The 15,853-nt window shown below is 34.8% G+C and carries 15 protein-coding genes; 9 read left to right on the top strand and 6 right to left on the bottom strand.

Annotated elements, in window-relative coordinates:
- Positions 1 to 56: 56 nt before the first annotated feature.
- Both DM397_RS12820 and DM397_RS12815 read right to left on the bottom strand, forming a co-directional pair.
- The gene (locus DM397_RS12820; protein WP_111377911.1) at positions 57 to 383 is read right to left on the bottom strand and encodes a hypothetical protein; all 327 of its coding nucleotides are present in this window, start codon (positions 381 to 383) and stop codon (positions 57 to 59) included.
- Between the two features lie 18 nt (positions 384 to 401).
- Positions 402 to 1,268: a hydroxymethylglutaryl-CoA lyase gene (locus tag DM397_RS12815; protein WP_111377910.1), complete on the bottom strand. Its 867-nt coding sequence runs from the start codon at positions 1,266 to 1,268 to the stop codon at positions 402 to 404.
- Between the two features lie 211 nt (positions 1,269 to 1,479).
- Here DM397_RS12815 and DM397_RS12810 point away from each other — a divergent pair, with 211 nt between their 5' ends.
- A complete protein-coding gene (locus DM397_RS12810) occupies positions 1,480 to 2,091 on the top strand; it encodes a hypothetical protein (protein ID WP_111377909.1) in 612 nt (203 codons plus the stop codon).
- Positions 2,088 to 2,795 (top strand): DUF3307 domain-containing protein, encoded by a 708-nt coding sequence (locus tag DM397_RS12805; protein ID WP_111377908.1) that lies wholly within the window; start codon positions 2,088 to 2,090, stop codon positions 2,793 to 2,795. Before DM397_RS12810 ends, DM397_RS12805 begins: the two co-directional genes overlap by 4 nt.
- Here the strand turns inward: DM397_RS12805 and DM397_RS12800 are convergent.
- A complete protein-coding gene (locus DM397_RS12800; protein WP_111377907.1) occupies positions 2,790 to 3,824 on the bottom strand; it encodes a quinone-dependent dihydroorotate dehydrogenase in 1,035 nt (344 codons plus the stop codon). The genes DM397_RS12805 and DM397_RS12800 overlap by 6 nt on opposite strands.
- A gap of 391 nt (positions 3,825 to 4,215) precedes the next feature.
- On the opposite strand from DM397_RS12800, the gene DM397_RS12795 reads away from it, so the two are divergent.
- The 7 genes from DM397_RS12795 (at position 4,216) to DM397_RS12765 (ending at position 12,859) form a co-directional block, all read left to right on the top strand.
- The gene (locus tag DM397_RS12795; RefSeq protein ID WP_111377906.1) at positions 4,216 to 6,651 is read left to right on the top strand and encodes an arylsulfatase; all 2,436 of its coding nucleotides are present in this window, start codon (positions 4,216 to 4,218) and stop codon (positions 6,649 to 6,651) included.
- Between the two features lie 93 nt (positions 6,652 to 6,744).
- Positions 6,745 to 7,323 carry a hypothetical protein gene (locus tag DM397_RS12790; protein WP_111377905.1) on the top strand — a complete coding sequence of 193 codons (579 nt, stop codon included), beginning with the start codon at positions 6,745 to 6,747 and terminating at the stop codon, positions 7,321 to 7,323.
- Positions 7,324 to 7,343: 20 nt separating this feature from the next.
- Entirely contained in the window at positions 7,344 to 8,564 is a 1,221-nt protein-coding gene (locus tag DM397_RS12785) for an OprO/OprP family phosphate-selective porin (RefSeq protein WP_111377904.1), read from the top strand.
- Positions 8,565 to 8,636: 72 nt separating this feature from the next.
- Positions 8,637 to 9,635 carry a DUF6515 family protein gene (locus DM397_RS12780; RefSeq protein ID WP_111377903.1) on the top strand — a complete coding sequence of 333 codons (999 nt, stop codon included), beginning with the start codon at positions 8,637 to 8,639 and terminating at the stop codon, positions 9,633 to 9,635.
- A 101-nt stretch (positions 9,636 to 9,736) separates the two neighbouring features.
- Positions 9,737 to 10,876, top strand: a complete 1,140-nt coding sequence (locus DM397_RS12775; RefSeq protein WP_111377902.1) for a formylglycine-generating enzyme family protein — start codon at positions 9,737 to 9,739, stop codon at positions 10,874 to 10,876.
- A gap of 118 nt (positions 10,877 to 10,994) precedes the next feature.
- Positions 10,995 to 12,272: a peptidase T gene (pepT, locus tag DM397_RS12770; RefSeq protein WP_111377901.1), complete on the top strand. Its 1,278-nt coding sequence runs from the start codon at positions 10,995 to 10,997 to the stop codon at positions 12,270 to 12,272.
- Entirely contained in the window at positions 12,272 to 12,859 is a 588-nt protein-coding gene (locus DM397_RS12765) for a YdeI/OmpD-associated family protein (protein ID WP_111377900.1), read from the top strand. The genes pepT and DM397_RS12765 overlap by 1 nt, the downstream gene beginning before the upstream one ends.
- Positions 12,860 to 13,116: 257 nt before the next feature.
- Here DM397_RS12765 and yajC read toward each other — a convergent pair whose 3' ends face one another.
- The 3 genes from yajC to DM397_RS12750 all read right to left on the bottom strand — a co-directional run bounded on the left by yajC (position 13,117) and on the right by DM397_RS12750 (position 15,808).
- Positions 13,117 to 13,392 (bottom strand): preprotein translocase subunit YajC, encoded by a 276-nt coding sequence (gene yajC, locus DM397_RS12760; RefSeq protein WP_053471036.1) that lies wholly within the window; start codon positions 13,390 to 13,392, stop codon positions 13,117 to 13,119.
- Between the two features lie 110 nt (positions 13,393 to 13,502).
- Positions 13,503 to 14,414 carry a transcription antitermination factor NusB gene (gene nusB, locus DM397_RS12755; protein WP_111377993.1) on the bottom strand — a complete coding sequence of 304 codons (912 nt, stop codon included), beginning with the start codon at positions 14,412 to 14,414 and terminating at the stop codon, positions 13,503 to 13,505.
- A gap of 287 nt (positions 14,415 to 14,701) precedes the next feature.
- A complete protein-coding gene (locus DM397_RS12750) occupies positions 14,702 to 15,808 on the bottom strand; it encodes a Glu/Leu/Phe/Val family dehydrogenase (RefSeq protein ID WP_111377899.1) in 1,107 nt (368 codons plus the stop codon).
- Positions 15,809 to 15,853: the final 45 nt, after the last annotated feature.

The following is a 15,853-nucleotide window of genomic DNA, read 5'->3' as shown; positions in this document are numbered from 1 at the left end:
TATTACTTATGTTTAAAAATATTTTTTAATGAAACTTTCCAAACAATTTTGAAGCTTCAATCAGTATTTTTAGAAATTACACTTGGATTTAAGACTTCTTCTAGATTTCCTATCTTTAATAGATCACTAATTGTTTTTTCAATACAATCTCTAGTTAATTCTTCAACAAATAAATCTGGCGGAATTAAATATAATCCATTAAGATTATTTCTAGCTTGTTTATTTGATTGAAGCGCAACAGTTAAAAAATTATAAGTCCAAACATTTATTCCGTAGTGTCTTCCATCCTCCATTGTTACGTGTATATTGCAAAAATCATTGTCTTTTTGCCATTTATCTGGATCAACTTCTTCAAATTCTAACCAAAGTTTAAATTTATCCATATAAAACAATATTTAATTTTAATGGAACTTTCCAAACAATTTTGAAGCTTCATTATAAGCACTTTCAAAACTAAGAGAATTAAGTCCTGTTATTTTTTTATTGGCTGTAAAATAAGAAACCAGTTTTTCTGTTGGCATATTTCCTGTGAGTTTATCGGTTGCCATTGGGCAGCCTCCAAAGCCTTGAATAGCACCATCAAAGCGAGTACAGCCAGCTTTTGCAGCCGCATCTATTTTTTCAAACCAGCTTTCTGGCGTTGTATGCAAATGAGCACCAAACTCAATTTCAGGATATTTCGGAATTAAATCTGAAAACAAATACGTGATTACTTCTGGTGTAGAAGTTCCAACAGTATCAGAAAGTGATAAGATTTTCACGCCCATTCCAGCCAATTTTTCGGTCCACTCCCCTACAATTTCAACATTCCACGGGTCTCCATACGGATTTCCGAAACCCATTGAAAGATATGTTACTACTTCTTTATTTTTCTTATCGGCCACTTCAAGAATTTCTTCAAGCGTAACTAGAGATTCTGCAATAGTTTTATGTGTATTACGCATCTGAAAGTTCTCAGAAATAGAAAATGGAAAACCTAGATACTGAATCGGTTCATAGTTTGCAGCAGTTATCGCGCCTTGCGTGTTGGCAATAATAGAAAGCAGTTTGCTTGTTGTTTGCGAAAGGTCTAATTGTGCCAAAACCTCAGCAGTATCCTGCATTTGCGGAATAGCTTTTGGAGAAACAAAACTTCCAAAATCAATTGTATCAAAGCCTACTCGCAGCAAAGCTTGTATGTAGGTAACTTTATTTTTGGTTGGAATAAAATCCTTAATGCCTTGCATGGCATCTCGAGGACATTCGATAATTTTGATTTCTTTACTCAAAGCTTATTCTTTTGTTAAGGCTAAGTTAGTTCCTTTTTTAATGAAATAAAAGATAATTTTAGCACAAACAAATTTATTAATGAATATTGTAATAATCACTTTTATTACCAAAAAACGTAATAACTTAAAATATTACAAAAAAACGTAATAATTATTTTCATTCCTTATATTTGTAATATAAAATTTATAATTTTTTAATTATATTTGAGTTATGACTAGTGTAATTACAGGTGACATAATTGGTTCAAGACAGCAATCTGAACATTGGGTTGAAGATTTAAAGAAAATCTTAGCTCCCTTCGGCCATACTCCAAGTCAATGGGAGGTGTATCGTGGAGACGAATTTCAAATTGAAATTAGCAATCCCGAAGATGCGCTATTAGCTGCTATTTTGGTAAAAGCACATTTAAGAGCCATAAAGTCTGATGCCCGAATGAGCATTGGTTTTGGAGATAAAACGCACAATGCTGAAAGAATATCTGAAAGCAATGGTTCTGCTTTTATACACTCGGGTGAACTTTTTGAAACTTTAAAAAAACAGAAAGTTACTCTGGCTATGCGAACAGGAGATACTGATTTGGATGAAAAACTGAATTTAATGCTCCAATTAGCATTGACCTTTATGGACAGCTGGCTGGTGCAATCGGCAGAATTTGTAGCTATTGCCATTGAAAATCCAACTTTGTCACAAGAAGAATTAGGAAAAAAATTAGGCATTAATCAAGCTGCCGTCAGCCGAAGACAAAAACGCGCTCAGTTTGATTTGATAATGAATTTAGATCGATATTTTAGAAAACAAATAAAACAACTTACAACCCCATGATTTTATTTACAAAACTGTTTCTCGCTCATTTATTTGGTGATTTTATCTGGCAGCCCAATTCTTGGGTCGCCAATAAAGAACTCAAAAAACACAAAAGTGTTTATTTGTATATTCATATTTTACTGCACGGAGTTTTAGCAGCAGTTTTAGTGGGTGAAATCAATTTTATCCCTTATGCCGCTTTAATCACTGTTACGCACGGCATTATCGATTTAATCAAACTGCATTTTCAGAAAGACAAAACCAAACGTACTTGGTTTGTTCTAGATCAGATTGCACATATTCTTGTTTTAATTGGCATAGTGTTGCTTTATGAAAACAAAACCATAATCAACTTTTGGCAAAACAATACCTTCTGGATTCTCATTACCGCAATTTTACTGCTAACTAAACCTACCTCAATTTTTATAAAAACCATAATTTCAATATGGGCTCCTGAAAGCAAAAACAGCCATCAGGATAATTCTCTGATAGCTGCTGGAAATTATATTGGTATTTTAGAACGCTTATTTGTTTTCGGTTTTATTTTAACCGGACATTTTGAGGCAATAGGTTTTTTGCTGGCCGCTAAATCTATTTTTAGATTCGGAGATTTAAAAGAAGCCAAAGACAGAAAATTGACCGAATATGTAATGATTGGAACCTTAATCAGTTTTGGAATTGCAATACTTGTCGGATTAACTGTTCAAGCATTGCTTTTATAATTGCTCTAAAACTTTCTTGTTGATTGCTTTTATCAAAGCTGGCCCTTCATAGATAAAACCGGTGTACAATTGCACTAAGCTTGCACCTGCATTTAGTTTTTCAATTGCATCATCGGCAGAATGAATTCCTCCTACTCCAATAATTGGGAATGCTTTATTGCTTTTTTCTGAAAGAAAACGAATTACTTCTGTAGAACGTTTCGTAAGCGGTTTTCCAGACAAACCTCCCATTTCTGTTTGGTTAGTAGATTGCAAACCTTCTCTAGAAATAGTGGTGTTTGTAGCGATTACACCTGCTATTTGAGTTGTTTTTACAATGTCAATAATATCCAACAATTGCTCATCTGTTAAATCTGGAGCAATTTTTAAAAGAATTGGTTTTACTTTCTGGGTGCTTGTTTTTTGCTTCTCAACATTTCTGTTTTGCAAAGTCTGTAATAAAGCTGTTAGAGGTTCTTTGTCTTGTAAAGCTCTTAAATTTGGTGTATTTGGCGAGCTCACATTCACTACAAAATAATCTACATGATTAAAAAGTGCATCAAAACAAATGATATAATCTTTTACGGCATCATCGTTATCGGTTACTTTATTCTTTCCGATATTTCCACCAATCAAAACTCCTGAGTTCTTTTTTAAACGTTCAACAGCTTCTAGTACACCGCCATTATTAAATCCCATTCGGTTAATAATCGCTTGATCTTCTTTTAAACGGAATAAACGTTTTTTTGGATTTCCTTCTTGTCCCACTGGCGTTACAGTTCCGATTTCGATAAAACCAAAACCAAAATCGCCTAGTTCTTTATACAGCTTAGCATCTTTATCAAAACCAGCCGCAAGTCCAACTGGATTTTTAAATTTAATTCCGAAAACTTCTCTTTCTAGTCGAGTGTCTTTTACTTCATAAATTGATCTTATAATTGCCGAAACTCCAGGGATTTTTGAAATGAATTTTACAAATGAGAAAGTAAAGTAATGTACTTTTTCAGGATCAAAACAAAAAAGTATCGGACGAATTATCAATTTATACATAAGAGTTGTGTTGTTGTTATTTTGGCTGCAAATTTAAATATTATAGTTTAAAAAGGTGTCTTTTTGCGAAAACAAATCATTTTCTTTTTGTTTGATTTTTCCGCTCATAAATAAAACTATTCTTAAAACATAGACCGTCCATTGTTCTAAAACTTGCTTTTTATGTTGCAAATTATAAAATGAAACCACTTAAATCTGTTGAAAATATCCTTCCAAGCTTATAATATTTAAATTTGAGTGATTACATTTCAAAATTTTAAAAACTATAAGCCAGTAAAAATATTTCAATTCAGAGAAGACTAAAAATTCCATTTTTTTCAGATTATTTTTTATACCCAAAAGTTCAACAAAGTGCCCCGCACAAGATCAATAATAATTAATAACTTAAATCATGAAAGTCAGCAAACAATTCATTCTGAAAAGTATTTTCACACTACTATTTTGCCTTTCATTAGGCTTAACCTCGAAATTAGCCGCTCAGGCAGACCCTCAGAAAGTAACTAAAGAAAATTTCCATGGTGTCATCGAACTTGATATTAGAAATTCAAAACCAGACTGGAAACCCTACACTAAAAAATCAGCTCCAGAAGGTGCGCCAAACGTATTGTTTATCTTATACGATGACACAGGACAGGCTGCCTGGTCTCCTTATGGAGGAGCCATAAACATGCCAACACTACAAAAATTAGCGGACAATGGTATTACCTACACCCAATGGCATACTACAGCATTATGTTCGCCAACTCGTTCTACTTTATTAACTGGTCGTAACCACCACTTAAACGGTATGGCATCCATCACCGAAACTACAGATGGTTATCCCGGAGCAAACGGACAAATCCCAGCTCAGTGTGCTACTATTGGTCAAGTATTACAACAAGCAGGATGGAGTACTTTCTGGATTGGAAAAAACCACAACGTACCGGAACAAGACGTTTCTTCTGGAGGTTCCAAAGCACAATGGCCAACCCAAATGGGCTTTGACCGCTATTACGGATTCATAGGAGGCGAAACCAACCAATGGTACCCTGATTTAATAGAAGACAACCACTTTATTGAGGCACCTTATACTCCTGAAGAGGGCTATCACTTATCTAAAGATTTAGCCGATAAAGCCATTGAATACATCAAAGACCAAAAAGCCACCAACCCTTCTAAACCATGGTATATGTGGTATTGCCCTGGAGCGAACCATGCACCACACCATGCACCAGAAGAGTACATTGCTAAATACAAAGGGAAATTTGATGCTGGTTACGATGCTTATCGCGAATGGGTATTACCTCGCATGATTGCTAAAGGAATTGTACCTAAAGGAACTAAAAACACCGATTTCAATTTCTTACCTCCTAACATTGCTAATCCTGGTGATTATGTAAAACCTTGGAATACACTAAGTGCTGATGAGAAAAAATTATTCTCAAAACTAGCCGAAGTATATGCCGGTTTCTCTGAATACACTGATGCTCAAGTAGGACGTGTTATTGAGTATTTAGAAAAAACAGGTCAGTTAGAAAATACTGTGGTTCTTTATGCTGCCGATAATGGTGCTTCGGGTGAAGGTTCTCCATCTGGATCTGTAAACGAAAACAAATTCTTTAACGGTTATCCTGATGAATTATCTGAAAATTTAAAATATTTAGATAAACTAGGAGGCCCAGATACTTACGAGCATTATCCTACTGGTTGGGCGGCGGCTTTCTCTGCTCCTTACAAAATGTTTAAACGCTACAGTAATTATGCAGGAGGAACTTGTGATGCATTAGTAATTTCATGGCCAAAAGGAATTAAAGCCAGAGGCGAAATCCGTAATCAATACCACCATTCTACTGACATCGTACCAACAATTTTAGACATCTGTGGTTTAGAAATGCCTACTAAATATAATGGCGTAGATCAATATCCATTATCTGGAGTTTCAATGAAATACTCGTTTGATGCTAAACCAGATGCTCCTACTCAAAAACACATACAGTACTATACAATGTTGGGGACTCGTGCCATTTGGAAAGACGGTTGGAAAGCAGTTGCTGTACACGTACCACTTACGGGTAAAAGTAACTTTGACAAAGACGAATGGGAATTGTACAATGTAGATGTGGACAGAGCTGAGTCAAACAATTTGGCTAAAAAGTACCCTGAAAAATTAAAAGAACTTAAAGATGCTTGGTTTGACGAAGCTGCTAAAAATTTAGTTTTACCTCTAGACGACCGTTCTCCTATGGAATTATTAAGCACGGAACGTCCTTCTCAAGAAAAACCAAAAACTCGTTACATTTACTACCCTGGAACTGCTGCTGTACCAGAAGGTGTAGCAGTAAACGTACGTGGTCGTTCATACAAAATTGTAGGTGATGTAGATATTAAATCGGGAGCTTCAGGAGTAGTTTTTGCTCACGGATCTCGCTTTGGAGGACACTCTTTATTCATCAAAGACAATAAATTATACTATGTTTATAATTTCTTAGGAATTCAGCCAGAACAAACTTTTGTTTCATCGGCTACCTTAACTCCTGGTAAACATGCCTTAGGATTTGAGTTTGTAAGAGAAAGTACTGGTAAAAACGGAGAACAAATTGGTACAGGTCATTTATACATTGACGGCAAAGAAGTAGCCAAAGGCCCTATGAAAACGCAACCAGGTAAATTCACACTTTCTGGTGATGGTCTTTGTGTAGGATTCGATAGTGGGGACGCCGTAAGTCATCAATACAAATCACCAGGTACTTTTAAAGGTGGAGAAATCTTAGGTGTTGGTGTTGATATTAGCGAACAAAGCTATGAAGATCTTAATAAAGAAGCTTTAAGAATTATGAAAAGCGAGTAGTCTTATAGAAAAATAAAATTAAAGAGGTATTTATATACTAAAAAAAGTAAATAAAATACCTCTTTTTTATTAAAGATTAAAAACTAAATCACAATGACTAGTACAAGCCATCTTAAAAAAACACTTTTTCTAACAGCTCTTTTGTACTTAATCATTCAAAACAAAATTTCAGCTCAGGAAAACGAAGAAAAAAAATTCAAACCGCACCATCAAATAGGCATTTCCATCAATCATGTTCATGTTTTTGAAGGCCGTGATGACGAAGGAAATCGTGAAACTTTAACTCTTCCTGCTTGGGGGATAGATTATACATTTCAGTTTCATGAAAAATGGGCTATTGGTCTTCATACTGATTTTATTATGGAAAAATATAAAGTCGAAAAAGTATACGCTAGTGAAGAAGATAAAGAAACCGTAGAAAGAAGTTATCCTATTGCTCCTGCCCTTATGGGAATTTACAAACCAAATGAGCATTGGAGTTTTCTTCTAGGTTTTGGAGGTGAATTTGCCAAAGAAGAAGATTTTTTCTTAACCCGAGCTGGTGTAGAATATGGCTACGAACTCCCTAAAGGATGGGAAGTTTTTGGCACTGTGAGTTACGACTTTAAATGGAATGCCTATGACAGCTGGGGAATCGGTTTAGGAATTGCAAAAAACTTTGGAGGAAAATAATTTATAAACCTATTGATCTTATGCGCAGCTCAAATAAATCAAATCGTATTTCTAGACACCTACTCTTTATTTTCCTTTTGTTGGTTGGTTTTAAAGGATTTTCGCAACAAGAAAAAGACACTACCAAACTAATGAATGTTCGTTATGGCAGTAAAGGAATTGAGCTCGAAACCCGAGACAAAAAATTTCTGTTTCAACTAGCAAGCCGTCTTCAGTTTCGCTTTTCAACACCAAATGATACAGATCCATTGACTTACGATGATTATAGCCAAGATGCCAAAACGACTTTCAAAATAAACCGTGCCAGATTAAAAATTGGCGGTCATGCTTTTGAACCTTGGCTTAAATATTATTGGGAATACGAATTAAGTCAGTCCAATTTACTTGACTTTAGATTAATGATCGAAAAATGGGACTTTCTAAGTTTTAAAGTGGGACAATGGAAAACAGAATTTACCCGCGAACGCTTTATTAGCAGCGGGGAACAGCAAATGGTAGATCGATCCTTAATCAACCGCCCTTTTACCGTTGACCGACAATTAGGAGCCGAAGTTTATGGTCATTTAAAAGGAGCCGGAATTGCCGATTTTAATTATTGGTTTGCAGCTCTTACTGGAACCGGAAGAGGAAGCACTTCAAACGATGATAATCACTTAATGTATTTTGGAAGAGCACAATGGAATTTCCTCGGCAGATCGCTTGAATTTGAAGGTTGCGATTTAGAATTTCATGAAAAACCAACTCCAATTATTGCCTTTTCTGCTGTGACAAACCGAAGCCCTTACACGCGATTTTCTCAAGCTGGAGGAGGTTCTTTAGATGGGTTTGAAGATGGATTACCGGGTCAATATAGAGTTAATCAATGGAACTTAGAGAGTGCTTTTATGTATCGAGGTTTTTCTTGGCAAAGTGAATGGCATACCAAAGAAATCATTGACAAATACAATAATAATGATATGACAGTAATGAAAGGCTATTATGTTCAAGCTGGATATTTCTTCCATAATATTTTTCATTGGTGGCCTAAACAATTAGAAATGGCGGGACGTCATGCAGGTTATAGACCCGACAATTCTATAAAAGAAAATAGACAAGAAGAATCTACACTGGCTTTTAACTGGTTTTTTAAAGGTCATAAAAACAAGCTAACTTCAGAGGTGACTTATTTCAGTTTTCAAGACAAAACGCTTCCATTAGAACAAGGGTGGCGATTTAGAATACAATGGGATATATCATTATAATTCAAACTTTTAAATCATTAACACAAATCGAACCTTTTTTTTCATAACTTTAAATCACATAAATTTCCGAATATGAAAAACATATCCAAAACAGTAAAAAAACTGGCACTTTTAATGTGTTTAACCGGAGCTTTTTTGTTTATTTCTGTTGACAGCTTAGCGCAGCGTCATCGAGGTGGCGGAGGTGGCGGTGGATTTAACAGAGGCGGTGGCGGAGCAGCTACACATACTCGTCAAGCTAGACCTGCTACACAATCTAGACCAAATGTGTCAAGACCAAGTACAGCTAGACCTGCTGCAGCGACTAGACCAGGAGCCAACAATTCTGGCACTCAAATAGCCAGACCTGCAAACAATTCTAACAGAAACAACACTGTAAATAGAAACAATACTGGCAATCGAAATAATACTGTCAATCGAAACAATGTAGGCAATAGAAACACCAACATAAGCGGCAATACCGTAAACAGAAATAGAAATAATGTCAATATTAATGTTAACAATAGTGTTCATGTTCGCAACAATCGAAATACAGTAGTTCGTCCAGGATATAGACCATATACACGTCCACCTTATGTGTATGGCGGTTACAGATATAATTGCTATCATCCCTATTATCCACGTCCTTATGTACCTTTTTACTGGGGACCAGTTTGGCATCCATGGGGATTTTTCGTAGCAACTCTAGCAACTACAGCAATTATTGTAAGCGTGCAGAACGAAAAGTATCACTACGATCAGGGAGTTTGGTATACCTCGACCAATGACGGTTATACAGCAGTTCCTGCACCAGTTGGAGGTACTGTAAATAATATTCCGAGTGGAGCAGAAACGGTAAATACCGGAACGGTAAACAATTACTATTATGGCGGAACCTATTATGAAAAAGATGGCGGGAAATACACTGTAGTTGCTCCTACAGCAGGAACAATAGTAGATAATTTACCTGAAGGCGGAGAAGAAGTGACGATTGGTGATGCTAAATATGTAAAATTTGGAGAAACCTATTATCAGCCCGTACAGATTGATGGAAAAAACAAGTACGAAGTAGTTTCGGTTGAGAAAGAATAATTTAATTTTATTAATTCTATAAAATTACTATAGTTATAAAAGTAATTTTGCTAATTTTATGCCCGCTATTGATAACCATTATAAGCTCAAATAAATAAACCATGAAAAACAAAACCTTTTGGATTTTTGCGTTACTCACATTATCCATTATTTCAATCGCTTACAGCTATACTAGATTTACAAATAAGGAAGAAAAAGCAGAAAAAACAGTTGCAGAATGTCATGAAATTCCAAGCAATGCAGAATCTGAATTCAAGCCAACTGTTGAAAATAAATTTAAACCAGCAGAAAAAGCCCCTAAAGGCATGGTTTGGATTCCTGGTGGCGAATTTTCTATGGGAACTAATGTTGAAGATGAAAGTCTATGCAGCATTAAAGGCGTGACAAAAGATGCAGCTCCAATTCATAGAGTTTATGTAGATGGATATTATATGGATGAAACTGAAGTAACTAATGAAGAATTTGAAAAATTTGTAAAAGCTACAGGTTATGTTACGGTTGCTGAACAAAAACCAACTAAAGAGGAATTTCCAACAGCAAACGAGGAAGATTTAGTAACAGGTTCTGTAGTCTTCACTCCTACACCATCAGCAGTTAATTTGAACAATTTCTTGCAATGGTGGCGTTACGAACCAGGTGCAGATTGGAGACATCCAGAAGGCCCACAAAGTACCATTATAGGAAAAGAAAAATATCCTGTTGTACATGTTGTTTACGAAGATGCTGCGGCTTATGCAAAATGGGCTGGAAAAAGACTTCCAACTGAAGCTGAATGGGAATTTGCTGCAAGAGGTGGAAAAACTGGAAATTTATACGCTTGGGGAAATGATTTAAAACCAAAAGGAAAATTTCAAGCTAACATCTACCAAGGCCATTTTCCAATTAAAGACGGTGATACTGGAGAAGACGGATTTAAAGGAATTGCCCCAACCAAACAATACGCTCCAAATGCATACGGATTATATGATATCGCTGGAAATGTATGGGAATGGGTAAACGATTGGTACAGCGTAGATTATTACAAATCATTAGCAGAAAGCGGTAAAGTGACAAAAAATCCGCAGGGACCGAGTGCTTATTATGATCCTAGCGATCCATCTGAAATAAAACGAGTTCACCGTGGCGGTTCGTTCTTATGCACCGATCAATACTGTACTCGTTATATGGTCGGAACAAGAGGAAAAGGCGAAATCAGATCTGCTGCAAACCATGTTGGTTTTAGATGCGTAAAAAGTAAATAACAAACTTAAAATACCAGAAAGGGATTCTACAACGAATCCCTTTTTTTATTAATTCACATATTGAAAGCTAAATTTCGCAGCAGATTTTTTTTTCTATATTTGCTAAAAATCTAAAAAAATGCAACATATCATAGATCGTTTTATCAGTTATGTAACAATTGATACTGAATCGGATCCAAATTCACAAACAACTCCAAGTACACAAAAACAATGGAATCTTGCCAATAAATTAGTTGACGAACTAAAAGCAATTGGCCTTGAAGATGTAACTATAGATGACAAAGCGTATATCATGGCAACGCTTCCGAGCAATGTTGATCACGAAGTGCCAACAATTGGTTTTGTATCTCACTTTGATACTTCTCCAGATTTTAGCGGAGCTAATGTTAAACCTCAAATCGTTGAAAATTACGACGGAAAAGATATCGTACTAAACGCTGAAAAAAACATTGTTTTATCTCCTGATTATTTTAAAGATTTACTGCAATATAAAGGACAAACCATCATTACAACTGACGGAACAACACTGCTAGGTGCTGATGATAAAGCTGGAATTACAGAAATTGTTTCGGCAATGGAATACCTAATCCAACATCCAGAAATTAAACACGGAAAAATCAGAATCGGTTTTACTCCAGATGAAGAAATTGGTCGTGGCGCACATCATTTTGATGTAGAAAAATTTGGAGCACAATGGGCTTATACCATGGATGGAAGTCAGATTGGAGAATTAGAATACGAAAATTTCAATGCTGCTGGAGCAAAAATCACTTTTAAAGGAAAAAGCGTGCACCCAGGTTATGCTAAAGGAAAAATGATCAATTCTATGCTTTTGGCAAATGATTTCATCAACGAACTTCCAAAAGGCGAAACTCCTCAAGAAACTAGAGGTTATGAGGGGTTCTTTCATGTACATCACATCAAAGGAAATATCGAAGAAACAGTTTTAGAACTAATTATTCGCGATCACAACAGAAAGAAATTCGAAAAACGTAAAGAATTGATTCATAAACTGACAAAACAATTCAACAAGAAATTCGCAAAGAAATTTGGCGAAGATATTGTAACTGCTCAAGTTAAAGATCAATATTACAATATGAAAGAAAAGGTGCTACCTGTAAAATATATTGTAGACATTGCCGAAAAAGCAATGAGAGAATTAAACATCAAACCAATCATAAAACCTATTCGCGGCGGAACTGACGGTTCTCAATTATCGTTTATGGGATTACCTTGTCCGAACATTTTTGCGGGCGGACATAATTTCCACGGAAAATATGAATATGTTCCAGCTGAAAGCATTCAAAAAGCAACTGATGTTATTGTAAAAATTGCTGAATTAACCGCAATTCCTGGAATTTTTGACGCACCAGAAAAATCTAAGAAAAGAAAATAATGGAATCAAAATCCGAAAATAAAGGCATTTGGAAATACGGTGATCAATGGGAAGAAGAATTGCTTTTCCTAAAATCGATCATTGATAAAACCGAATTGACGGAAACCACAAAATGGGGCGGTCCAGTTTATGTTTACGAGAAGAAAAACGTAATTGGCCTTGGCGGATTTAAAGATTATTTTGCAATATGGTTTTTTAATGGTGTTTTCTTAAAAGATGAGAAAAAGAAACTTATTAACGCTCAAGAAGAAGTCACAAAATCTTTGCGTCAATGGCGTTTTACTTCTAAAGATCAAGTAAACGAAAAAGAAGTTTTAGAATATATTTACGAAGCGATTGAAAACGAAAAACAAGGTAAAGTCATAAAACCTACAAAAAAAGAAGCGATAGTTTCAGAACTTCTAAATGCAGAAATGGCTAAAAACCCAGATTTGAAATCAGCGTTCGAAAAATTCTCACCATATAAACAATATGAGTTTTTAGAATATATAGAAACGGCTAAACAGGAAAAAACCAAACTTTCTAGAATCGAAAAAGTGATTCCGATGATTTTGGCTAATGTTGGGTTGAATGATAAATATAGGTAAATTAAATTCCAATATTTAAAATCCAAATTCCAAAACTATACGAAAACCTTTGTCAAAGTTTTAAACTTTGACAAAGGTTTTTCTTTTTTTTGTCATCCTGACGAAGGAAGGATCACACGCGGAAATCGACAAAGATTTTCTGCCATACTTTGCGGAGTTTCTAGTGTGATCCTTCCTTCGTCAGGATGACAAAACAAGGCATAAAAAAAATCCCAAACTCCATTTGGTTTGGGATTTTCAATATTGTAATTTAAAATTTATGCTTTCTTATTCAAAGCAGCGCTCAATTCTAAAGAGATAGCAGAACGCTCTAATTTTAATTTTCCAGACATCGTTTCGATTACAACAGTAGTTTCTGCTAATTCAGCGATTTTACCGTGGAAACCACTTTTTGTTACTATTTTGTCACCTACTTTTAGGCTGCTTTCAAATTCTTTTTCGTTTTTAGCTCTTTTTTGTTGTGGTCTAATCATGAAGAAATAGATTACCACAAACATTAAAAGAAATGGCGCAAATTGAGTTAATTGTCCCATAATTTAAATTTGTTTTTGATTTATATTTAATATTTTTTTAGCTCTTCGACTTCGCTCAGAGAGACAAAGCAGTTGGAATTTGTAATTTTAAAAATTGAAAATTCAAATTTTTACATTAACCCTCTTCCTACTTTTACCATCTTTTTATTGGCAGTCAGTTCCTTAACCAAATTATCTAAAATTCCGTTGATAAAAATACTACTTTTTGGTGTAGAATACTCTTTTGCAATTTCTAAATATTCGTTAAGAGTTACTTTTACTGGAATTGAAGGAAATTTAATAAACTCACAAATTGCCATTTTTAAGACAATGGTATCAATTTCAGCAATACGATCACTGTCCCAGTTTGGCGTTTTATCTTCGTATTCTTTTGCAAAAGCCGTTTCGTTTAGAATTGTTCTTCTAAACAAATCTTTAGCAAAATCTTTATCTTCAACATCTTTATACAATTTAGGCACTCTAAAATCGTCTGGATCTTCTGTTTTAATTGCTTTCAATTGTTTAACGATATGAGTATTTACAACCGGAATATCATCAACCCAAGTTAATTTATCATCCTCTAAATACTCGTATAATTTTTCATTTGGCACAATAACATTTTCAAACAAATCAATAATAAATTGTCTGTCTTCTTCAAACGTATTGACGTTATTGCTCATGTATTTTTTGTAGATATCGCTTGCTTTAACATCATTTAAAAGCAAAATAATATAATCATCGTTTAAAGACCAGTTATTGATCTTACGATTTTCTAAAGCAATGCTAAGAGAATTACTTTCCGCTAAAAGTTGGAAGATTTTGTTTTTGATGAACTTTTCGTTCGGATTACGTTCTGCTGCAGTAGCAAGGTGTTTTTTACTTGACAGATGCAAATAGACAGCTTCTTTTTTGCAAATTTCTATCAATGAAGAAAGCATTATAAGATATAAGTCCTGAATATTGTCAATGCTGTAGAAAAGAAATTTCTCTTCTTTTTCCATGTTATCAGAACCGCTTTGGTGCATTGCATAAATGGATTGCATTACTTTAACGCGTATGTGTCTTCTATTTACCACCTTGTAAGAACATTTAAAAATTAGTCTGCAAAAGTATAACTTTAAAGGCGTATTTTAAAATTAATTCGTAAAAAAGTCGTCATTTTAGTGGTCAGTTTTCAGAATTTAGTGGTCAGTCTCTATTTATAGTGGTTAATGATCAGTGTTTAGTGAGCAGTACCAAACATGCGCAAAAAAAAATCTCAGTTACAGAATAAACTGCAAACTGAGACTTTAAGACTGAACACTTAAGAAAGTGAACACTGAACACTTAATTACTTCTTAGCGTTCTCGATTCTTCTTTGATCGATACGGTTTTGAGCAATTGTAAGTGCCGCTTTATGAGTTGTAATATTATTTTTAGCAGCAAAATCTATAATTTCTAAAGTTGTGTTATAGATATTTTCAGTTTTGCTCATGATTTCAGCTTTACCGTAGTTAGCTAATTCAGCATAAACATTGATGATTCCACCAGCGTTGATCAAGAAATCTGGAGCATATAAAATACCTCTTTCTTGCAATCTTGCTCCGTGAACATTCTCATCTGCCAATTGATTGTTTGCTGCACCAGCAATAACTTTAGCTTTAATTTTATCTACTGTATTATCGTTGATTGTTGCTCCCATTGCACATGGTGCATAGATATCAACATCTGCAATATATAAATCTTCGCCAGTATAAATTGTTGCATTGTATTTTGAAGCAACTTGGAATAATTTTTCTTCGTTAATATCAGAAATAGTTACCTGAGCTCCTTCTTTAGTTAAATATTCAACCAAAGTTTCACCTACGTGCCCAATTCCTTGTACCAAAACTTTTTTACCGTCTAAAACATCAGTACCAAACTGACTTTTAGCAGCCGCTTTCATACCTAAATAAACTCCATAAGCAGTAATTGGAGAAGGGTTTCCAGAACCACCTCTTTCTTCAGAAATACCCGTAACATAAGGCGTTACGTCTCTTACTGTATCCATGTCTTTAGTTTCCATTCCGACATCTTCTGCAGTAATATATCTTCCGCTAAGTGAGTGAACAAATTCACCAAACTTACGCATTAATTCAGGTGTTTTTTGAGTTTTAGCATCACCGATAATTACAGCTTTACCTCCACCAATATTTAGTCCAGTAATAGCAGATTTAAACGTCATACCTCTAGAAAGGCGTAAAACATCGTTTAAAGCTTCCCATTCTGTGTTATAATTCCACATTCTGGTTCCTCCCAAAGCTGGCCCCATAACCGAATTATGAATACCAATAATTGCTTTTAAACCTGTATCTTTGTCATTGCAAAATACAATTTGTTCGTGATCGTCAAAAGATAATTGACCAAAAACAGGATCCATTTTTTGAAGTTCCTTTCCAGTTGCGAAAGTTGCATCCATAGCGCTAGTATTAATTAGGTTAAAATTATGAATTTGTCAAAAAGA

Origin of the sequence: Flavobacterium nitrogenifigens (assembly GCF_003254565.1) — a bacterium.
In the GTDB taxonomy this organism is placed as follows: domain Bacteria; phylum Bacteroidota; class Bacteroidia; order Flavobacteriales; family Flavobacteriaceae; genus Flavobacterium; species Flavobacterium nitrogenifigens.
Note: the sequence above shows the minus strand (reverse complement) of the source record. Positions and strands in the feature narration are given on the sequence as shown.